Origin of the sequence: Streptomyces roseifaciens (assembly GCF_001445655.1) — a bacterium.
In the GTDB taxonomy this organism is placed as follows: Bacteria; Actinomycetota; Actinomycetes; order Streptomycetales; family Streptomycetaceae; genus Streptomyces; species Streptomyces aureoversilis.
The window spans coordinates 563,278-583,538 of sequence record NZ_LNBE01000003.1 but is presented as its reverse complement, the minus strand read 5'-3'; the positions used below and the strand labels follow the sequence as shown (position 1 = coordinate 583,538).

The window sequence follows — 20,261 nt, the reverse complement described above, 5'->3', positions numbered from 1 at the left end:
ATCGGTCCAGAAAGCCCGGCCGCAGGGGACGGCCGGGCAGGAGGACCGGAAAGACGGCCGGAAAGAGGGCCGGAAGGGCCGCGACGAGGGCCCGGAAGGCCTACGGGGCCGGCCGCATCCTGAAGTCGTACGGCCGGGGCAGCGCCTGCGCCCGCGCCCGTACGCGGATCTCCTCGGTGACGGGCCCCTCGCCCGCCAGCAGCCGCGCCTGGATCGCGTACCAGGTCTCACCGAGGGACTCGTCGCCCTCTCGCAGGTCCTCCACCTCGAAGCCGCCGTCGAAGATCTCCCGCGCGGCCGCGGCGTCCCCCTGCGCGAGCAGCACCCGGGCGCGCAGCAGCCGGAAGCGGCCGCGCTCGCGGACGCCCGGGCGCAGGCCGTCCAGCACGGCCCCGGCGTCGTCCGCCCGGCCGGCGTCCAGCAGCGCCTCCACCGCCTCGCGGCCGAGCGCGGCCATGGTGGCGGCCCACGAGGCGCTCTCGCGCCGCTCCCCGCAGGCTTCGCCGAACGCCTCCAGATAGCGGTCGGCGGCGCGCTCGGGATGGCCGTCCTCGGCGTCGGCGAAGGCCAGGCAGCGCTTCGCCCACCACAGGCCGCCCGCCGCCTCCCAGGCGCGGACGGCCTGCGAGCGGTCGCCGGTGTGCCAGCGGGCGACGCCGAGGTGGTAGGCGCCGCAGAGGTCGCCGTCGCCGATCGTCTCCAGCAGCTCGCGCCAGCGGGGCGACACGAGCGAGGGACCGGGCGGCAGGCTCCGGTCCGGCCGCGGGAACTCCCCCCGGTGCAGGAACTCCAGCCAGGGCTCCTGCTCCTCCCCCAGCGTCTCGGGCGCGAAGGGCGTGCCCGGCAGGTCGTAGTGCCCGCGCTCGGCCTCCAGGGCGCCCCAGCCGGAGCCGGTGTGCAGGCTCTCCTTCGGCTCGGCGTCGGCGTACGGGCGCCACGCCGCGTACGCCGCTTCCACGTCGGCGCGGGGCAGGGCCGCCTCCAGCCGGGCGGCCGCCTCGCCGCGGGCCGCCGCCCAGTCGCCGCCGTGCACGGCGGCGGGGTCCGCGGCCAGCGGCCCGTAGGCCTCCAGCCAGGCGAACGCGCCGCCCGCCTCCAGCGGCACGTGCTCCAGCTGGGTGCGGGCGAGCCCGGCCTGGATCTCGGCGTAGCCGCCGGTGCCCGGCTCCGTGAGCCACTCCTGCCAGCGCCGGCCACCGCGGCCCGAGCCCCAGACGAAGAGCTTGCGGCCGCGCAGCAGGTCGGTCGAGGTCTGCACGAGGCCGTGGCCGTCCGCGTCGAGGGAGGCGATCCAGCGGCGCTCCCCGCCGGGCACGTCGTAGAAGAAGTCGGAGGCGTGCGTGCTGTTCAGGGGGTACGTGCGGTCGGCGCCGTCCCACTCGGGCACCGGGACCCGGCTCAGGCTGCGTTCGTAGCCGAACCGCCAGGCCGCCTCGGCGGGCGCGAGCACGCGGGTGCCCGCCTCCTCGGGGACGGCGATGTTGGACCACCAGTAGACGGGGGCGGGCCGGTCGTGGGGGTTGCGGATGCGCACGCCCACGTAGAGGAAGTCCGAGCCGTCGGGCAGCCACAGGTCGACCTGGAACGGCAGGTCGCGCAGCCGCTCCCACTCCCACAGGCGCAGCATCTCCCCGCCGTCGGGGGCGGGCACGCGGGCCGCGTGCAGCGGGGCCACGGACAGGGTCGTGTGGCCGGTCGCACCGATGTTCCATTCGATGCCGCCGGAGAACCAGGCGCCGTTCAGGGCGAACGAGGCGGGCTGCAGGACGGGGTTGCGGTGGAGCAGCTCCCGGCCCGTCGGCTTGTGCTCCAGGGAGTGCACGCGCCCGCCGAGGCCGGGCAGGACGGTGGCGCGCAGCCGGTCGTTCTCGATGACGATCGCCTCTAGATCGGCGGGGGTGCGCCTGCGGGAGTAGCCGTCGCGGCGGCGCACGGGCAGCAGGGACCGCAGGGGCGCGTGGCCGGCCTGGCGGGCCATGTCGGGCGGCAGGGCCCTGCGCTGCTCGGCGTCGATGCGGTGGACGTCGGCGGCCGTGCGCAGGGACGGCAGCGGATCCTCCGCGCCGAGCGGGGCGGCGGGCAGGGACAGCACGGCGCGTCGGATGGTCGTGGGCACGGCAACCTCTCTCAACCCTGGTGGTCCGGTGTCAGCTCCGGTGGTCCGGTCTCAATCCTGGTGCTCCTGGAGCATGTCCGCGGTGATCGCCCACCGTTCGTGGTCGCGCCACGCCCCGCCGATGAAGAGGAATTCCGGGGAGAAGCCCTCCAGCCGGAAGCCGTGCCGCTTCACCAGCGCGAGTGACGCCGTGTTGCCCGGCTGGATGTTCGCCTCCAGGCGGTGCAGGCCCAGCGGGCCGAAGGCGTGGCGCAGGACGAGCCCGAACCCCTCGCCCATGAGGCCGCGCCCGGCGGACGGCACGAACGCGCCGTAGCCGAGCGCGCCGCACTGGAAGGCTCCGCGCACGATGTTGTTGATGTTGACGAAGCCTGCCGGGCGCCCGGAGTCGCGCAGGCACACGAGGAAGCCCGCCCGCTGCTCCCCGTCGAAGCGGGCGGCGTACTGCGCGAAGCGCTCCTCGGTGGTGGGCATGGACAGCCACGGGTGGTGCAGGTCCGCGCTGTCCCGGACCAGCCGGGTGAACTCCGGGCCGTCCTCCGGCGTGACGGCCCGGATCACCACCCGCGGCCCCTCGGCGAGGACGCGGGCGCGGGCGCCGGCGGTCTGGTGATCGGACACCGCTTCATCGTACGGTCCGGCCGCCGCCCCGGGGAGGAGCCGCGATCACACCACGACCGGGCGGAGGTCCGGGCCGACCACGTGCGACGGGGGCGGCGGACCGGCCTCGTCGTGGAAGAAGTGGGCCCCGTACCAGACCACGAGGTCCTGCCCGTCCACGGATTCGCCGTTGACGAAGTCGCCGATGTGGGCGCGCGTGTCGGAGGGCCTCCCGTCGTCGATCTCCGTGCCGCGGTAGCGCAGGACCCACAGGTCGGCCACGCCGTAGGCGTCCGCCGTGCCGTCGTTCGCGCCCGGCACGAGGACGTAGCCGCGCCCGGTCGCCGGGGCGACGACGCGCCATTGCCGGTGGCCGGCGGGGTTGCGGGTGCGCTGGGTCTCCAGGCGGACGGGCGTCCAGCCGGTGGCGTCGTTGAACTCGTCCACCCGGTTGGCGGTCGAGCCTCCGACGTCCAGGTCCAGCCGCCAGTACACGTGGTGCGTGTGGGCCAGGCAGGTGCACGGGTTGGTGACGGCGGAGAAGCCGAAGCGCGGCAGGATCGTCCCGTCGTCGGCGAGCCGCCACTCGGTGACGTAGCGGTACCAGCCCGCGGCGAGTTCGCTGACGATGCGGAGCGCGGAGCCGTCGTGGAAGAAGGCGACGCCCCGGAAGTTGCCCTGGTCGCTGTGGGTGTCGAGGATCGTGCGCGGCGCCGAGGTGCACAGGCGGTAGCCCGGGCCGACCGGGTCCGATCCGGTCGCATTGAAGCAGACCTCCTCGTTCGCCCAGTCGCGGAAGGGCCCGCACCGGTCGCCCGTGTAGCGCACGTTGAGGATCGGCGCATGGGCTTGGTAGAGGACGCGTTCGCCCTTGTAGTCGACGAACCGCAGCTCCGCGCCGGAGCCGTTGACGCCGGAGGAGGTCCTGGGCCGGTTGACCACCAGGTTCCACAGTTCGGTGGTCCCGCGGCTCACCCGGACGCGGACGGCCCGCGGACCGCCGGACGGGTCGGGGCAGTTGTCGGCGGGCGGGATGGTCACGCAGTCCAGGGCGGAGGGAGCGGAGACTCCCTCGGGGGCCGGGATCACCGTGCCGTCCTTCGTGCGGACGCCGACGATGCGGTGCTTGACCTCGCTCCCGGGGGTGCGCAGGCCGACGGTGACGACGCGGTCCACGGTGCCGTCGGCGTGGGTGATGTCGGCGAGCGGCGGCATGGGCCGGTACGCGAGGGCGCCGTCGGCCGCCAGCTGGGGCCCGAACTCGGCGTGCGCGCACACCGCTTCGACCGCCCGGTCGAACTCCTCCCGGTCGGGCAGCGGCTGGAACCGCACCGAGCGCGCGGTCGCCCCTGCCAGGTCGCCGAGCCTGCCGGTGACCTCGACCGAGCGGTAGGCGTCCGGGTCGTGGACGACGGCGCGGAACGGCGCGTCGGTGCCGGCGTCCTTCTCCAGGAGCCGGAAGTCGGCGACGTTCAGCCGGGGTCCGGAGAGGCGCTCGCGGACGGCGGGGAGGGCGACGAGGTCGCCGGCGAGGGACGAGGCCGTCGCCGTGCCCTCCTGGTACGGTTCGATGCTGATCGTGATGGGGTCGGGCACGGGAGCCCCCTCTGCCTGGTGCCGTCCGGTGCGCGTACCGGCTGTCAGCGCGTGCTGTACGACCGAGTGCTGCGTGACTCAGCGTGCCCGTGAACCGGACAAGCAGGGCATCCACCACACGAGGGGCGCAGGGGGTACTTCCGGGGCGCGCCGGTGCAAGAGCCGCGCAGGGGAAACAGGCCTACGGCAACGAGCAGTTGACCCGTGCGCACCGGGCGCCCCACCGCCCCCGGGCGTCAGGCATTCCACGGAAGCGGCTTCACTTCCGTACGCCCCCGCGGTACCCACCATCGCTCCCTGCACTCGATCACGCCTTCCTCCGTAGCTTGTGGATCCGGAGCTTCCGCATCCCCCGGGAAGCGGCCCACGGCTTCACGACACAGGAGGTCGGCATGAAGCGCACCATCATCCTCGCCATGGCGGCGGTCGCGGCCCTCACGGGCGGCCTGGTCACCACCGCCTCGGCGGAGAACGCCGCCGACGACAAGCCCGTCGTCTCCGCGGACAAGGCCAAGGAGTTCGCCGAGGACGGTCCGGAGATCGGCGGCTTCGACCAGGTGGAGGGCCCGCCCGTGACCGTGGCGCCGCAGGCGAACGGCCGCGCCGTCGCGACCTGCCCGGCCGGCCGGGTGCCCAGCGGCGGCGGCGGGAAGACCAGTGCCTTCCGCATCTTCTTCACCGACTCCTTCCAGGAGGGCGGCACCTGGGTGGTCCGCGGCACGAACACCAACCCCGCGGGCGGCGCCTCCGAAACGATCAGAGCGGTCGCGATCTGCACCGCCCCGCGCTGATCCCCGGGACCGGTCCCCTTGCACCGGTCCCCCTGTGGTGGGCCCGGCGGCCTCCCCGCCGGGCTCATCCGCGTTCACCCGGCACCGGCGTCAGCTTCACCGTCTTGTCCTCGCTGCCGCTGGCCAGCCAGCCGCCGTCCGGGCCGAACGCCACGCAGAAGACGGTGTGATGGTGCTGCACGCGCAGGATGCGGGTACCGTCCGCGACGGCCCACACGCCCGCCGTGCGGTCCGCGGAGGCCGTGGCGAGCCAGTGGCCGCCGGGGCTGAACGCCACGTCCTTCACGGCGTCCCCGTGCCGCACGAGCAGGAGCTGATGACCGCTGCCGGCGTCCCACACGCGGACGCAGCCGTCGTCGCCGGCCGTCGCCAGCCGGCCGCCGTCGGGGCTGAACGCGACGGCCTTGACCGCGTGGTCGTGGCGCAGGCGCAGCAGCGCGTCGCCGCCGAGCGACCACAGCCGTACGGAGCGGTCGGCCGAGGCCGAGGCGAGGCGCGCGCCGTCCGGGCTGAAGGCGACGTCCGTCACGACCTGGTCGTGGGTGATGCGCAGCATGGGGTCGCCGCTGGTGGAGTCCCACAGCCGGACCGTGCGGTCGGCGGAGGCGGAGGCGACGCGGAAGCCGTCGGGGCTGAAGGCCACGCCGAAGACGACGTGGTCGTGGCGCAGGCGCAGCAGCTCCTCGCCGTTGGAGGAGGCCCAGATGCGGACGGTGTTGTCGGCGCCCCCGGTGACCAGGCGGCGGCCGCCGGGACTGAACGCCGCGGCGAAGACGGACGAGAGCCAGCCGCCCACCGGCTGCTCCCATATCCGGTTGCCGGTCAGGGCGTCCCAGACCCTGACGCGGTTGCGGGACCCGGTGGCCAGCCGTCTGCCGTCGGGGTGGAAGGCGAGGGCGTGCACCCACTGGCGGGTGTCGAGGACGCGCGAGGTGATCACCGCGCCGGGCGCCTCGGGCGGGCCGCCGGGCGGTGCCGGTGTGCCGCCGGGTGCCTGGGGCGGGCCGTCCGCAGCCGCAGGCCGGCCGTCGGCCGCCTCCGGGGGCGTGTGCGGCTTCGGCGGTACGGGGCCCGCGCCGGCCGGCGGTACGGCCGGTCCGGCCTCCGCCCAGACGGCGGGCATGTCGAAGAGCCGGGCGTCCCCGCCGCGCAGGTAGAGCACCGGGGTCGCCCACTCCAGGCTGTCGTCCTTGTCGACGACCAGGGCGATCCGGCCGACCCGTACGGCCTCGTCGACGGTGCGGCCCTGGGCCAGCGCCTGGTAGAAGGAGGCGGCGAAGCGGGTGGCCGCCTTGTCGGTGACGGCGAACTGCATGGCGACGACGGCCGGCACGGTGCGCACGAGCACGGCGGCCGTGCTGGAGAAGAGGTCCTCGGCGTTTCCCATGCCGCTCTGGCAGCTGTTGAGGATCACCAGCTGCGGCCGGGGCCGGGCCACACTGAGGAGCGAGGCGAGGGCGGTGGCGTGCAGGTGGTGCTCACGCCCGTCCGCGTCCGCCAGGGTGACCATGCCCTCGCGGCGCTGCGGGTCGTACGCGCCGTGCCCGATGAAGTGCAGGACATGGCAGCCCCGGAGCAGCCTGCGGGAGAGGTCCTCCGCGGTCTGGCCGGGCACCCAGTCGAGGTGGACCAGGCCGCGCTCGGTCAGCGGGCCCAGCGCGACGGACAGGGCGGCCCGCTCGCTCTCCGCGCCCAGGGGCGCGCGGGAGCGGGGCAGCGAGGTCATGCCGAGGATCTTCAGGGGCGGTTCGGAGCGCAGCGGGGCGAGGGGCTCGGGCAGGTCGACGTAGCGGACGAGGGGCCGGCGCAGGCACAGGTACTCGCCGGACTCCTCGTCGTAGAGCAGCTCCCAGGGCAGGGCGGCCAGTTCGGGGGCGCGGATGCGCAGGACCACGCGCAGTGCCTCGTCGCGCTCGCCGGCGTGCTGGCGGCTGGCGAGGTACAGCCCGCGCAGGCGTCCGTCGAACACGGCACGGAAGAGCCGCTCCCCGACCTCCCGCACGGGCCGCTCCAGGCCGAGCGCCGCCGCGCGCGGTGTCACGGAGGAGGCGAGGACGGCCCGCTGGAGGTCGGCGAGGCGGGCGCCGATGGCGTCGGGGTCCAGGGCGACGGAGAGGCTCCCCTCACCGGCCGGTGAGGAGACGGCCACCGTGTACCGCCCGCCGGGACCGCCGCTGACTTCCAGCACGAAATCGGCGGCTCCGTGCATCACGGCTCCGGGAATTCCCGGGAAGAATTCACCATTCTCGTTTCCCGCTTTCTCAGGCGGCCGCGCCCGCGCCGGTGCCGTGCAGCGGTCCCGCCGTCATCCACCAGGCGCACAGCCGCCCGTAGGAGGCGAGGGGGGCGTGGGCCTCCGCGATGATGTTCAGGTCCTCGCTGGACCAGGTGAGATAGGCGTCGCCGTCGGAAGTCCCGTAACAGGTGAGGTCGCCCACGGTCTTTCCGCCGACTTTGTACCTCTGCCGCCCGTCGAGCGGGACCGAGGGGCCGCACGCGTCGTGCGTGACCGTGGCGTTGCCGATCAGCCGGTCGTAGGCGCCGCTCGTGCTGATGCCGTCCACGAACTGGGCGTAGATCACCGGGAATCCGCCGGGCGGCGTACAGGCGACCACGGCGACGACGGACGGCGGGAACTTGGACGCGTCGCCGTCGGAGCAGCTGGGACGGATGGCGTCGGGCACGCGCTCGAGCAGGGCCGCCGTCGCGGAACGGGTGGAGCCCGGGGCCGGGGCCGTGGGCGGTACGGCCGGCGGCGGCGGTGCCGGGGTGCCGGGCGAGGGGCCGGCGGACGGCGGCGCGGAAGGCGGGGCCGACGGCGGCGAGGGCGGCGGCGTGGAGGGCGGCGCGGTGGTCGCCCCCGCGATCCCGGGCGTGCTCCCGCGGGAATTCCCGTTCGCCATCAGGACAATGCTCGTCACCACGAGTCCCGCCCCGAGGAGGGCCGCGGTGGACCGGATCACGGGACTGATCCGGGGAAAGGAGATTTCCCTGACGGAAAATCCGCTGCCGAGCAGGGAGATGAGGACCATGAGGCCCCCGAAGACGCATAAGATGATCGAAGCAGAGGTCGGCATGGTTCCCCCCGACGCGCGTTATGACCCTCCGCGGAACAGTCAGGCTATAGGTAATTCAGATGAATACCATCGGGCCGTACGCCGCTTATTCAGCCGTTCACCACTGCACGCCCCCGGAATGCGCCCCGCGCCCCGTTCAGCGCGGGGCGTTCGCCGCCGCGCCCGTGACCGCGCCCGTGACCGCGACCGCGATGGCCGCCGCGTAACCCGGCGCCGCGGGCACGTCCTCCAGCGCCCACCCGGCGGGCGAGGCCGGGACGGGCCCCGTGCCGACGTACGTCACCGACGGGTTCTCCGACAGGCCCGTGCCGGTGCCCTTCAGGTAGGCCTCCTTGCGCGTCCAGCAGCGCGCGAAGGCCTCCGGGAGCCGCGGCGCGGGCAGCGCGGCCAGCTCCGCGGTCTCGGCCGGGTGCAGGACGCCCGCCAGCTCCCGGGCCGTCCCGGCGGGCTGCACCTCCTCCACGTCCGCGCCGACGGGCGTGTCCGCGAAGGCGACGAGCGCGAGGTCGCCCGCGTGCGAGAGGTTGAAGTGCAGGGGGGCGCCGGCGGCGGCCGGGCGGCCGTGCGGCCCGCCGCAGCCGGGGCAGGGCTCGCGCACGAGCTCGACCGCGGCCGGGTCGGTGGCCAGGTAGGCGCCGAGGAGCAGCCTCAGCCCGGTGTGCGAGGCGACGTAGCGCTCTCGGTGCAGGTCGCGCACGAACGCCGCGGCGCGCGCCCGCTCCCCGGCGTCGAGGATGCGCTCCGGGTCCTGCACGGGACCGGGCAGGGGCCGGTCGGTCCGCAGGAGCCACACGTGCGGCGGGCCGGGCGTCCACACCCCCGGAAGGGAGTCCTCGCCGAGGACCCGGGGCGCGGTGCCCGGCCCGTCGCTCACGCGCATCAGCTCTCCCCCAGGTGGCGGGTCACCGCCTCGGCGACCTCCGCGGCCGGCCCCGGCTGCGTCATGTGCGCGTGCGGGCAGGCGATATCGCGGTTGATCACCCTACCCGTGACGTAGGGGCGCCACGCCTCCCGCGTCACGGACCCCGCGCCAGGTGCGCGCGGGCCGTCCCCGTCCGTACCGGTGCCCGTGGCCGTGGCCGTGCCCGTGGCCGTGAAGAACAGCACGTCGCCGTCGAAGACGCGGTGCTGGTGCCGCCCGGCGAGGGCCGTCGTGCCGAGCGCGACGTCCACCACCGCCTGCAGCATGCGCGGGGTCAGCGCGGCGAAGGCGCCGCCGTCGGCGCGCAGGGCGGCGAGGACGCCGTCCCGGGTGAGCGGGGCACCGTCGGCCTGCGCGCAGCCTGCCATGTCCAGCAGGGCGCCCAGGACGGCCTGTTCCTCGAACGCGGCGGCCGCGGGGTAGGCGTCGAGCATCGCGAGGAGCTCGACCTTCTCCCCGGCCTCCTGCAGCCGTACGGCGACGGCGTGCGCGAGGACGCCTCCGGCCGACCAGCCCAGCAGCCGGTAGGGGCCCTGGGGCTGGACTGCCCGGATGCGCTCCGCGTGGTCCGCGGCCATCTCCTCCAGCGTCGCGGGCAGCGGCTCACCGGGCGTCAGCCCGCGGGCCCGGAGCGCGTGGAGGGGCTGGTCGGGGCCGAGGCCGGCGAGCAGCGACGCGTAGCACCAGCCGAGGCCCGCCGCCGGGGGCAGGGCGAACAGCGGCGTGCGGCTGCCGGTGGCGCGCAGCGGCAGTACGGGCTCCAGCGGCGCTCCGTCCAAGCCGGCCGTGACGTCCGTGCCGCCGCCCAGCCTGCGGGCGAGGGCGGCCGGGGTCGGGGCCCGGAAGAGGGCGCCCATGGCGAACGGGCCGTCCTCCCCGTCGTCCGCCCCTCCGCCGGCGGAGTCGGCGATGACGCCGACGCCTTCGCCGAAGACGTCCCGGACGCGGGCGACGAGCCGGGCCGCGAGCAGCGACGTGCCGCCGAGGGCGAAGAAGCTGTCGTCGACGCCGACGTGGGGCAGCCCGAGGACCTCCGCGAACAGGCGCGTCAGGGTCTCCTCGCGGGGCCCGGCGGGGGCCCGCCCCCCGGCATCCGCCTGGGGGCCGGGCGCGGGGAGCGCCGCACGGTCCAGCTTGCCGTTGGGGCCCGTGGGGAAGGCGTCCAGGACCACGACGGCGCTCGGCACCATGGCCTCGGGCAGCTGCGCGGCCAGCGACTCGCGCAGGGCGTCCGGGGCGGGCCGCAAGAGGGTGCCGGTCTCGGCGGCGGCATCCGCCGAGACCGGAGTCACGTAGGCGACCAGGCGGCGGTCGCCGGGCCGGTCCTCGCGGACGACGGCGCAGGCCGCCTGGACGCGGGGGTCGGCCAGCAGGACGGCCTCGACGCCGTCGGGTTCGATGCGGCGTCCGTGCAGCTTGACCTGGCGGTCGGTGCGGCCGAGGTACTCGGCCTCGCCGTCCTCCCGCCAGCGGGCGAGGTCGCCCGTGCGGTACATGCGTGCGCCGGGCCCCGCGAAGGGGTCGTCCACGAACCGTTCGGCCGTCAGGTCCGGCCGGCCGAGGTAGCCGGTGGCGAGCTGGGCGCCCGCCAGGTGGAGCTCGCCGGGGACGCCGGGCGGGCAGGGCTGCAGGGCCGCGTCGAGGATGTAGAGGCGGGTGTTCCAGGCGGGCCGTCCGATGGGGACGGGCCCGGTCGCGCCCGGCCGGCAGGTGTGGTGGGTGACGTCGACGGCCGCCTCGGTCGGGCCGTAGAGGTTGTGCAGGGCCGTGCCGGGGAGCAGCCGGTGGAACTCCTCGGCCGTGGCGCGCGGCAGGACCTCGCCGCTGCTGAAGACGTGCCGCAGGCCGGTGCACGCGGCCGCGCCGGGTGCGGCGAGGAAGAGCTGCAGCACCGAGGGCACGAAGTGGGTGACGGTGACGCCCTGTTCGCGGACGGTGCGGGCGAGTTCCGCGGGGTCGCGGTGGGCGCCGGGCCCGGCCAGGACGAGGGTGGCGCCCTCGCGCAGCGGCCAGAACAGCTCCCACACCGAGACGTCGAAGCCCACGGGCGTCTTGTGCAGGACGCGGTCGCCGGGGGCGAGCGGGTACTGCGCCTGCATCCAGCGCAGCCGGTTGTCGATGGCCGAGTGCGGCACGACGACGCCCTTGGGGGCTCCGGTGGTGCCGGAGGTGTGCAGGACGTACGCGGGGTGCTGCGGGGTCAGGGCCCGGCCGGGGTCGGTGGGCAGGTGCGCGGCCAGCGCCTCGCCGAGCGCGGGGTCGTCGAGCACGACGACGGGCGCGGCGCCGGCGGGCAGGGCGGCGGCCCCGGCGCGGTCGGTCAGGACGCACACCGGTGCGGCGGTGTCCAGCATCCCGCGCAGGCGCACGGCCGGGTCCGCGGTGTCGAGCGGCACGTACGCGCCGCCCGCCTTGAGGACGGCGAGCAGGGCCACGACGAGCTCGGTGGAGCACGGCAGGGCGACGGCGGCGAGGGTGCCCGGGGCGACGCCCAGCGTGCGCAGGTGGCGGGCGAGCCGGTTGGCGCGGGCGTTGAGCGCGGCGTAGGTGAGGGTCAGGTCGCCGTCGACGAGCGCGGTGGCGTGCGGGGTGCGGGCGGCGCGGGCCTCCACGGGGCCGATGAGGGTCGTGGGCGGCACCTCGGTCGCGGTGTCGTTGAACTCCGCGAGGACCTGCTCGCGCTCGGCGTCGGTGGCCAGCGGGAGGCCGCCGAGCGGCAGGTGCGGGTCGCGCTCGGCGAGGCGGGTCAGCAGGTCCAGGAAGCGGGCCTGGTGCGCGGCGAGTTCGTCCTGGCCGTAGCGGGCGGGGTTGGCGTCGTAGTCGATGCGCAGGCCGCTGCCGTCGGCGCGGTCGTAGATGCCGACGGTGAGGTCGTCGACGGGGCCGGGGGCGAGGTTGTGCGCGTCGGAGCGGGCGCCGGCGAAGGTGAGCCCGTAGTCGAACGGCATGACGTTGACGAGCGGGCCGGTGAGCGGCCGGCCCTCGCCGAGGAGGCCGAGGTCGCGGCGGATGTCCTCGTAGCGGTAGCGCTGGTGGCGGCGGGCGGCCCGGATGCCGAGGACGGCCTGGTGGACGAGTTCGGCAAACGTCGTGCCGGGGGTGACGGTCATGCGCAGCGGCAGCACGTTCATGACCATGCCGGGCACGCGCAGGGCGACGGAGCCCATGCGGCCCATCATCGGCAGGCCGAGGACGACGTCCTCGCTGCGGGTGGCGCGGGCGACGTAGAGGGCCTGGGCGGCGAAGAGGACGTCGGTCCAGGTGGCCCGCACGGATGCGGCCAGCCGGCGCAGCCTGGCGGTCGCCTCGGGGGCGAGGTGCGCGGTGGCGCGCAGGTGGCTGCGGGAGGGCAGGGCGGGGCGCGCGGCGGGGCCCGCGGAGGCGAGGCTCGGCGCCTCGGGGCGGTCGGCGAAGACCGTCAGCCAGTGGGCGCGGTCGCGGGTGCGCGTGGCGGACTCGCGGTAGGCGGCGTCCTCGGCGACGAGGTCGGCGAGCCGGCCGAAGGGGCTCGGGGCGGGGTCCTCGCCGGTGGCCAGGGCCGTGTAGAGCTCGGCGACGCGGCGGGCGACGAGGGAGTAGCCGTAGCCGTCGAGGACGGCGTGGTGGACGCGCTGGTACCACAGCCAGCGCTCGTCGCCGACGCGGAAGAGGGCGTGGGAGAAGAGCGGGCCGCGGGCCAGGTCGAAGGGCTCGGCGAGGTCGGCGCGCATCCGGGCGAGGGCGCTCGCGTCCGGGTCGCGCTCGTCGCGCAGGTCGGCGGTGTGCAGCGGGAAGCCGTGGCCGGGGGCCTCGACGGCGATGGGCAGCTGGCGCGGGCCGCCGGGGGCGTCGGTGATGCGCACGCGCAGGGCGTCGGCCTCGCCGACGGTGCGGTGCAGGGCCTCGGCGAAGCGCGCGGGGTCGATGTCGCCGTGGATCTCGAGGTATTCGGCGGTGCCGAGGGCGGGGCTGCCCGGGTCGAGGGCCTGGGCGAACCACATGCCCGACTGGGCGGCGGTCAGGGGGAGCCCCTCCGGCGCGGGGGACCGTCCCGCGCCGGAGGTGCCGGTCAGGGGGTGTGCCCCCGCCCGGTCGAGGGTGCGGGCGTTCACGTCCCCGCCCCCAGCAGCGGTGCCCACTGCTCTATGGCCGGCTGCTCGGCGAGGGCCACGAAGGTGACCTCGGTGCCGTGGTCGCGGCGCCAGCGCTCGACGAGGGTCATGATGCGGACGGAGTCGAGCCCGTAGTCGACGAGGTTCTCGTCGTCGGGGATGTCGGCGGGGTCCTCGCCGAGCACGTCGGCGACGTCGGCCCGGATCTGTTCGAGGGTGAGTGCCATGGGTGTTACGCCCCTTCGAAGAGCCGGTCGGTGGTGGTCACCACGGCGCACTTGGCGGCAGCCCAGCGCAGTGCCATGGCGTGGTCCTCGGCCGAGAAGTCGGCGACCGCGTCGGCGACGAGGAAGGACTGGATGTCGCGCATCCAGGCGTCGCAGGCGCTCATCATGACGCCGATGTGCGCGTACACGCCGACGATGATCAGCTGGTCGCGGCCCTGGGCGGCCATCCGCTCCGCGAGGTCGGTCCGCACGAAGGCGCTGTACTTCCACTTGGTCAGGACCGTGTCGGCGGCCGTCGGCGCGACGGCGTCGGCGATGGCCTTGGCGCGCTCGTCGTCCGGCAGGCCCGGGCCCCAGAAGTCCTGCTGCAGGCCGCGCTCGGCGGGGCTCTGGCCGCCGGGCTGGGCGGAGTAGACGACGGGGACGCCGAGGCGCTCGCAGTCCTTCTTCACCGCGGCGACGTTGGCGAGCAGCTCGGTGACGGGCGACGCCCCGGCCTCGAACGCGTCGAGGAAGTAGTTCTGCAGGTCGTGCACGAGCAGCACCGCGCGGCTCGGGTCGACGGTCCAGCCGACCTTGTTCGCGGGGAGGTCGGCCTCCCGCGGCATGGGATACGGGGCGATGGCAGGAAGTGCCATGGTGGTCGGTGAGCCTTTCTCGGTTCTCAGTGCTGTGCTGCTGCGGCGGCGACCTGTGCGGCGATGGCCGCGCGGAGGTCCTTCTTCGACACCTTGCCGATGCCCGTCTGCGGGAACTCCGTCACGAACTCCACCCGGTCGGGGACCTTGAAGGCGGCGAGGCCGCGCTCGCGGACGAACTTCTTGACGGCGATCGACTTGACCGGCTCGGCCCCCTCGCGCAGGACGACGTAGGCGCAGGTGCGCTCGCCCAGGTAGGCGTCGGGCATGGAGACGACGGCGACGTCGTGTACGGCCGGGTGGGCGAGGATGTGGTTCTCGATCTCCTCGGCGGCGACCTTCTCGCCGCCGCGGTTGATCTGGTCCTTGGCCCGTCCCTCGACGACGATGTGGCCGGTCTCCGTCATCCGGACGACGTCGCCGGTGCGGTAGAAGCCGTCGGCGGTGAAGGCCGTGGCGTTGTGCTCGGGTGCCCGCCAGTAGCCGCGGATGGTGTACGGGCCGCGGGTGAGCAGGTGGCCGGTCTCGCCCGCGGGCAGCTCGTTGTCCTCGTCGTCGACGATGCGGATCTCGTCGTCGGGCGAGATGGGGCGGCCCTGGGTGGTGACGATCGTGGCCTCGGGGTCGTCCAGCCGGGTGTAGTTCACCAGGCCCTCGGCCATGCCGAAGACCTGCTGGAGGGTGCAGCCGAGGGCCGGGCGCACCCGGCGGGCCGCCTCCTCGCTGAACTTCGCGCCGCCCACCAGCAGGACCTGAAGGCTGCTCAGGTCGTGCGGGGTCTCCGCCGCGGCCTCGGTCCACACGAGGGCGAGCGGGGGCACCAGGCCGGTGATCGTGACGCCCTCGGCGGCGATCAGCGGGAAGGCCACGTCGGGGCTGGGGCGGGGGGCGAGGACGACGCGGGCGCCGGCGTACAGCGCGCCGAGGGTGCCCGGGGAGCTCAGGGGGAAGTTGTGGGCGGCGGGCAGCGCGCACAGGTAGACGCTGTTCTCGTCCACGCCGCAGATCTCGTTGGAGCCCCACAGCGAATAGATGTAGTCGTCGTGCGTGCGCGGGATGAGCTTGGGCACGCCCGTGGAGCCGCCGGAGAGCTGGAGGAAGGCCAGCTCGTGCGGGGCCGGGGCGTTCTCGACGGCCACCGGCTCGGTGGGGAGGCCGGCCAGCGCCGTGTGCTCGCCGGGCTCGCCGGCGACGAAGACGTGCTTGAGGCCGGGGACCTCGGCGCGGACCTTCGTGGCCAGCTCGCGGTAGTCGTAGCCCTCGCTGACGTCGGCGATGACGTAGGCGGCGGCCTCGGTGAAGGCGCAGAAGTGGCGGATCTCGGTCTCGCGGTGGGCGGGCAGCGCGAAGACGGGGAGGGCGCCGATGCGGAAGAGCGCGAAGACGACCTCGAAGAACTCGGCGACGTTCGGCAGCTGGACGACGACGCGGTCGCCCTTGCCGATGCCGTGGGCGAGGAAGCCGGCGGCCAGCCGGTCGGCGCGCAGGTCGAGGTCGCCGTACGTCCAGCGGCGGCCCTCGCCGGCGGGGTCCACGATCGCGATCCGGTCCGGGTGCGCCTGCGCGCGGTCGCGCAGCATCTGCCCGAACGTTTCTCCACGCCAGTAGCCCGCCGCGCGGTAGCGCTCGGCGAACTCGGCCGGATAGCCCGGAGCGTCGGTCGTCTCGGTCACTGGTCAACCCCCACAGCCTGCAGGAACGTCTGGAACTTGGCGCCGGTCTCGGCCGTCTCGGCCTCCGGCGAGGACTGCGCGACGACACCCGCGCCCGCGTACAGCCGCAGGGTGCGCTCCTCGGCCTCGGCGCAGCGGATGGTGACGACCCATTCGCCGTCGCCGTTCGCGTCGCCCCAGCCGACCATGCCCGTGAAGAAGCCGCGGTCGAAGGGCTCCAGCTCGCCGATGACGTCGCGCGCGGTGGTGGTCGGGGTGCCGCAGACGGCGGGCGTGGGGTGCAGCGCGGAGGCCAGCTCCAGCGCGGACACCGCGGGGTCGGCCGGCTCGCCGGTGACGGTCGTCGACAGGTGCCACATGGCGGCGGTGCGCACCAGCGTGGGGCGCTCGGGCACGTGCAGGGTGCGGCAGTACGGGGCGAGGGCCTCGCGGACGGCGTCGACGACGACGGCGTGCTCGTGCAGGTCCTTCTCCGACTGCAGGAGGGCGGCCGCGCGGCGGACGTCCTCGGCGAGGTCGGCGCTGCGCGGCGTGGAGCCGGCCAGCGGGTTGGCGACGAGGGTGCCGCCGCGCCGGGAGACCAGCAGCTCGGGGCTCGCACCGAGCAGGGTGCGGCCGGGGCCGGTGGGCAGGGCGAAGGTGTAGCCGGCCGGGTCGCGGCGGGCCAGGCGCTGCAGCAGGGCGGGCAGGTCGAGGTCGCGGTCGGAGGAGAGCTCCAGGGTGCGGGCGAGGACGACCTTGGCGAAGTCGCCGCGCTGCATGCGGCCGACGGCCTCGGCGACCGCGGCGCCGTAGCCCGCGGGCTCGGGCACGGGCCGCACGTCCCAGCGGGCGGCGCCGGGCGCGGCCGCGGGCAGGGCGATCAGCGGGTCCTCGGCGAGCGGCGGCGCCCAGCGGACGGCCTCGGGCACGGCCAGCGCGGCGGGCGCGCCCTGGTCGAAGGGGACCGCGCCGACGACGACCGGCGCCTCGTCACCGGCCAGCACCCGGGCGGCGAGCGTCTCGGCGACGCGCTGCGCCACGGGGGCGGCGCCGTGCGGCACCTCGGCGCGCACGCCGTGGGCGAGGAGGGTGCGGGTGGGCGAGGCGAAGAACCGGGCGCGGCCGGGTTCGTAGGCGTCGAGGAGCGAGGTCGCGGCGCCGACGGTGTCACCCCCGACGGGGGTGCCGGGCTCGCTGCCGCCCGGCCGATCCGCGACGTGGTGAGCGGTGGTCACCTTTACTGCTCCGTTCCTCCGGTGGGTCGCACCGGGTGGTGTTTCGTGAAGTGTCCGGGTGGGAGCCGGCCTTGTGGGCCATCGGTGCCCCTGACCCGCCCTTTCGCCGTTTCTTGGGGGCGCGCCCCCAACCCCCCGCACCGCGCTGCGCGCGGTGTCCTCAGTCGCCGGGCGGGCTCAAAAAATTTGAGCCCGCCCGGCGATACCGAGGACCGGGGACCGGGGCGGAGCCCCGGACAACGGTGCGCTCAGGCGCGCAGCGTCGCGCCGCCGTCGACGTACAGGTCGTGCATCGTGATGTGCCGCGCACGGTCGGAGACGAGGAAGGCGACGGCGTCGGCGATGTCCGCGGGTTCGGCGATCCGGCCGAGGGGGATGCCGACGCGGTACGACCCGGGGTCGCCGTCGATGACGCGCTGGGGCGCCTCCTCGTCGGCCCACAGACCGCGCTGCATGGCGGTGTCGGTGGAGCCGGGCGAAACGACGTTGCAGCGGATGCCGCTGCGGGCGAGTTCGAGCCCGAGGCACTTGGTGAACATGGTGGCGGCGGCCTTGGAGGCGGCGTACGCGGCCATGCTGGTGCGCGGCACGCCGGCGGCGTTGGAGCCGACGGTGACGATGCAGCCGGAACGACGCTCCGTCATGCGGCGGGCCGCGGCGCGCGAGGCGTTGAAGACGCCGGTGGAGTTCACGGCGAAGGTGCGGTGCCAGGTGTCGTCGGTGATGTCGACGACGGGCGAGGTGCGCAGCACCCCGGCGACGTTGACGAGGATGGCGAGGGGGCCGAGGGTGTCCTCGACCTCTTCGACGACGGCCTCGACGGCGGCGCTGTCGGCGACGTCGGCAGTGTGGGCGGTGACCTTGTCGCGGCCGAATTCGGCCTCCAGGTCCTTGATGCCGTCCGGAGTCCAGTCGAGGGCCGCGACGCGCGCTCCCCGGGCGACGAGGGCGCGGGTCACGGCCTCGCCTATGCCCTGGCCGGCGCCGGTGACCAGCGCGATGCGGCCGGAGAGTTCTGACTGCTGCACTTGCGGTTCCCCCGATTCCCAATCCGAACTAAGGTAAGCCTTACCTTACATGACCCGCCCGGCCGGATCGAACGGCCGCACGGAGGGGGCGCCTTGCTCCATCCGTGCGCGGGGGGCGCACGAGCAAGGCTTAGGTTAGGCTAACCTCACGCTCTTGCCTATAGGGGGGTGACCCCCGGCTGCCCGGCGGCCACCCCCCTGCGGGGCGGAGGTTCCGGCCCGTCAGGTCACGAGCTCCAGGACCGCCATGCCCGGCGCGGCGACCCCGAAGGTCTGCGCGTACAGGGACAGTTCCGCCTCCAGCGCGCGCACGACCGTGGCGGCCCGGCGGAAGCCGTGGCCCTCGCCCTCGAAGGCGATGTAGGTGTGCGGCACCCCGCGCCCGGCCATCGCCGCCAGCAGCCGCTCGCTCTGCGCGGGCGGGCAGACGGGGTCGGCCAGCCCCTGCAGCAGCAGGAAGGGCGCGGAGATCCGGCTCGCCCGGTGCAGCGGCGAGCGCTCCCGGTAGCGCTCGGGCACCTCCTCCCGGGGGCCGATCAGCGACTCCAGGTAGCGCGACTCGAAGTCGTGCGTGCCGCCCTCCGCCGTCCAGGCCTCCGGGTCCAGCACCGGGTAGAGGATGGTGCCGCAGGCGTAGAGCGAGGTGGCGGCGAGCGAGGCCGCCGCCGTCCAGCCGCCCGCGCTGCCGCCGCGGATCGCGATCCGGGCCGGGTCGGCGATGCCCTCGCGGGCCAGCGCCGCGGCCACCGCCGCGCAGTCCTCGACGTCCACCACGCCCCACTGCCCGCGCAGCCGCTCGCGGTACGCGCGCCCGTAGCCGGTCGAGCCGCCGTAGTTCACCTCGGCGACGCCGATGCCGCGGGAGGTGAAGAAGGCGACGGCCAGGTCGAGGACGAGGGGCGTGCGGGCGGTGGGGCCGCCGTGCGCCCACACCGCGTACGGCGGCAGCTCCCCGTCCGGGGCGGCGTGGCCGGGGTTGCGCGGCGGGTGGAGGTGGGCGTGCACCTCGCGCCCGTCCGGCCCGCCGAAGGTGCGCGTCAGCGGCTCGGGGTAGTAGGCGGGGTCCACGCGGTCGGTGTGCCGGGCGCCGACGGTCCGGGCCCGGCCCGTGCAGACGTCGAGCTCGACGACCTCGTACGCGCTGTGCGGGCTCGCGGCGACCCCCACGGCGCGGGTGCCGCTCACCGCCAGGGTCGGCGCCCACTCGGTCCACGGCCCGGCGACGTCCGCGATCTCCCCGCTGCGGGGGTCGAGGACGCCGAGGACGGCGGCGCCGCGGCCGTGGAGCGCGGCGACGAGCCCTCCCGGCAGCGGCGCGAACCAGCGCACCCCCACGCGCCACAGCGGCCCCGCGAACTCCTCCTCGCGGCGGCACAGCGCCGTGCTCTCCCCCGTCGCCGGGTCGACGCGGTACAGGTTCCACCAGCCGGTGCGGTCGCTCGCCGCGACCAGCGAGCCGTCCTCGGCCCACTCCACCTGGGCCACGGACTCCGCGGGCCCGCCCATGACCGTACGGGCGTCCGCCAGCCGGCCGTCCGCGGAGACCTGAGCGGTCTTCAGCTCGGTGCCCTCCCAGGGCATCCGGGGGTGGTCCCAGGCGATCCAGGCCGCCTGCCGGCCGTCCGGGGAGAGCCGCGGCCCGGTGACGAAGCGGTTCCCGCCGTCGGTCAGCTCCCGGACGGCCCCGCGGTCCCGCGCCGCCGAGCCGTCCAGCGGGACGGCCGTGAGCAGCCGGCGCACGTCGCACGGCCCCTCGCCGGTGAACTCCTCCAGCACGCACCACACCTCGCCGCGGCCGGGCAGCAGCACCGGATCGGCCCAGCGCAGCCCGCCGCCCACCGACGACAGCGGGGTCAGGGGCCGCGGTACGGCACCGGGGACGTCGGGCTCGAAGGCGTAGAGCCGCTGGTCGGCGAAGTGGGTGAAGACCACCAGCGGGCCGCCGGAGGCGCGGGCCACCGCCGCCCACGGCAGGCCGCCGTACTCCAGCACCCGGTTGCGCACGTTCCAGGGGGCGGGCAGCACCGTCTCCTCGGCCCCGCCGGCCCGCCGCCGCACGAGGGTGAAGCGGCCCTCCTCCGCCGGGCGTGGTGCGGCCCACCACAGCTCGTCGCCGACCGTACCCACGAAGTCGGGTCCGCCGCCGGCCGACGCGGCGAGCTCCGCGCCGACCGGGGACTGCCAGGCTCCGTAGGGTGCCGTGGACACCATGATCTGTTACGCCTCCTCGAAACGGCCCGTCAGGCCGTGCTCATCACGCTGTGTTCGTCAAGCCGTGTCCGGCA

The 20,261-nt window shown here is 75.4% G+C and carries 14 protein-coding genes; 1 reads left to right on the top strand and 13 read right to left on the bottom strand.

Translation table 11 applies throughout. The annotated features are described in order from the left end of the window. Positions 1–100: 100 nt before the first annotated feature. Genes AS857_RS08515 through AS857_RS08505 form a run of 3 tightly spaced genes read right to left on the bottom strand, consistent with a single transcriptional unit; the run spans position 101 to position 4,312 of the window. Complete coding sequence (locus tag AS857_RS08515; protein WP_058042518.1) at positions 101–2,116, bottom strand: DUF5107 domain-containing protein; 2,016 nt, start codon at positions 2,114–2,116, stop codon at positions 101–103. A gap of 51 nt (positions 2,117–2,167) precedes the next feature. Then, complete coding sequence (locus tag AS857_RS08510) at positions 2,168–2,737, bottom strand: GNAT family N-acetyltransferase (protein ID WP_058042517.1); 570 nt, start codon at positions 2,735–2,737, stop codon at positions 2,168–2,170. A 45-nt stretch (positions 2,738–2,782) separates the two neighbouring features. After that, positions 2,783–4,312, bottom strand: a complete 1,530-nt coding sequence (locus tag AS857_RS08505) for a hypothetical protein (protein ID WP_058042516.1) — start codon at positions 4,310–4,312, stop codon at positions 2,783–2,785. Between the two features lie 392 nt (positions 4,313–4,704). Here AS857_RS08505 and AS857_RS08500 point away from each other — a divergent pair, with 392 nt between their 5' ends. Then, a complete protein-coding gene (locus AS857_RS08500; protein ID WP_058042515.1) occupies positions 4,705–5,103 on the top strand; it encodes a hypothetical protein in 399 nt (132 codons plus the stop codon). 64 nt (positions 5,104–5,167) lie between these two features. Here AS857_RS08500 and AS857_RS08495 read toward each other — a convergent pair whose 3' ends face one another. The 10 genes from AS857_RS08495 to AS857_RS08450 form a co-directional block, all read right to left on the bottom strand. Next, positions 5,168–7,291, bottom strand: a complete 2,124-nt coding sequence (locus tag AS857_RS08495; RefSeq protein WP_144440759.1) for a CHAT domain-containing WD40 repeat protein — start codon at positions 7,289–7,291, stop codon at positions 5,168–5,170. A 73-nt stretch (positions 7,292–7,364) separates the two neighbouring features. Next, complete coding sequence (locus AS857_RS39860; protein ID WP_058042513.1) at positions 7,365–8,066, bottom strand: hypothetical protein; 702 nt, start codon at positions 8,064–8,066, stop codon at positions 7,365–7,367. 250 nt (positions 8,067–8,316) lie between these two features. Further along, positions 8,317–9,060: a 4'-phosphopantetheinyl transferase family protein gene (locus tag AS857_RS08485; protein WP_079110179.1), complete on the bottom strand. Its 744-nt coding sequence runs from the start codon at positions 9,058–9,060 to the stop codon at positions 8,317–8,319. Further along, complete coding sequence (locus tag AS857_RS08480) at positions 9,060–13,193, bottom strand: amino acid adenylation domain-containing protein (protein WP_420823922.1); 4,134 nt, start codon at positions 13,191–13,193, stop codon at positions 9,060–9,062. Before AS857_RS08480 ends, AS857_RS08485 begins: the two co-directional genes overlap by 1 nt. Beyond that, positions 13,190–13,420 (bottom strand): phosphopantetheine-binding protein, encoded by a 231-nt coding sequence (locus AS857_RS08475; RefSeq protein WP_058042512.1) that lies wholly within the window; start codon positions 13,418–13,420, stop codon positions 13,190–13,192. Before AS857_RS08475 ends, AS857_RS08480 begins: the two co-directional genes overlap by 4 nt. Positions 13,421–13,425: 5 nt before the next feature. Then, on the bottom strand, positions 13,426–14,058 hold the full coding sequence (locus tag AS857_RS08470) for an isochorismatase family protein (protein ID WP_058042511.1): 633 nt from the start codon (positions 14,056–14,058) through the stop codon (positions 13,426–13,428). A 26-nt stretch (positions 14,059–14,084) separates the two neighbouring features. Next, positions 14,085–15,731 (bottom strand): (2,3-dihydroxybenzoyl)adenylate synthase, encoded by a 1,647-nt coding sequence (locus AS857_RS08465; protein ID WP_058042510.1) that lies wholly within the window; start codon positions 15,729–15,731, stop codon positions 14,085–14,087. Next, positions 15,728–16,948, bottom strand: coding sequence for an isochorismate synthase DhbC (dhbC, locus tag AS857_RS08460; RefSeq protein ID WP_058042509.1), 1,221 nt, complete (start codon positions 16,946–16,948; stop codon positions 15,728–15,730). Before dhbC ends, AS857_RS08465 begins: the two co-directional genes overlap by 4 nt. A gap of 248 nt (positions 16,949–17,196) precedes the next feature. Further along, entirely contained in the window at positions 17,197–17,976 is a 780-nt protein-coding gene (locus AS857_RS08455; protein WP_058042508.1) for a 2,3-dihydro-2,3-dihydroxybenzoate dehydrogenase, read from the bottom strand. 222 nt (positions 17,977–18,198) lie between these two features. Then, positions 18,199–20,187 carry a S9 family peptidase gene (locus AS857_RS08450; RefSeq protein ID WP_058042507.1) on the bottom strand — a complete coding sequence of 663 codons (1,989 nt, stop codon included), beginning with the start codon at positions 20,185–20,187 and terminating at the stop codon, positions 18,199–18,201. Positions 20,188–20,261 lie beyond the last annotated feature (74 nt).

Excerpts from the sequence above, each read along its gene's own strand:
- AS857_RS08470 (WP_058042511.1), bottom strand. The coding sequence starts at position 14,058 with ATGGCACTTCCTGCCATCGCCCCGTATCCCATGCCGCGGGAGGCCGAC.
- AS857_RS08485 (WP_079110179.1), bottom strand. The coding sequence starts at position 9,060 with ATGCGCGTGAGCGACGGGCCGGGCACCGCGCCCCGGGTCCTCGGCGAG.
- AS857_RS08500 (WP_058042515.1), top strand. The coding sequence starts at position 4,705 with ATGAAGCGCACCATCATCCTCGCCATGGCGGCGGTCGCGGCCCTCACG.
- AS857_RS08475 (WP_058042512.1), bottom strand. The coding sequence starts at position 13,420 with ATGGCACTCACCCTCGAACAGATCCGGGCCGACGTCGCCGACGTGCTC.
- AS857_RS08450 (WP_058042507.1), bottom strand. The coding sequence starts at position 20,187 with ATGGTGTCCACGGCACCCTACGGAGCCTGGCAGTCCCCGGTCGGCGCG.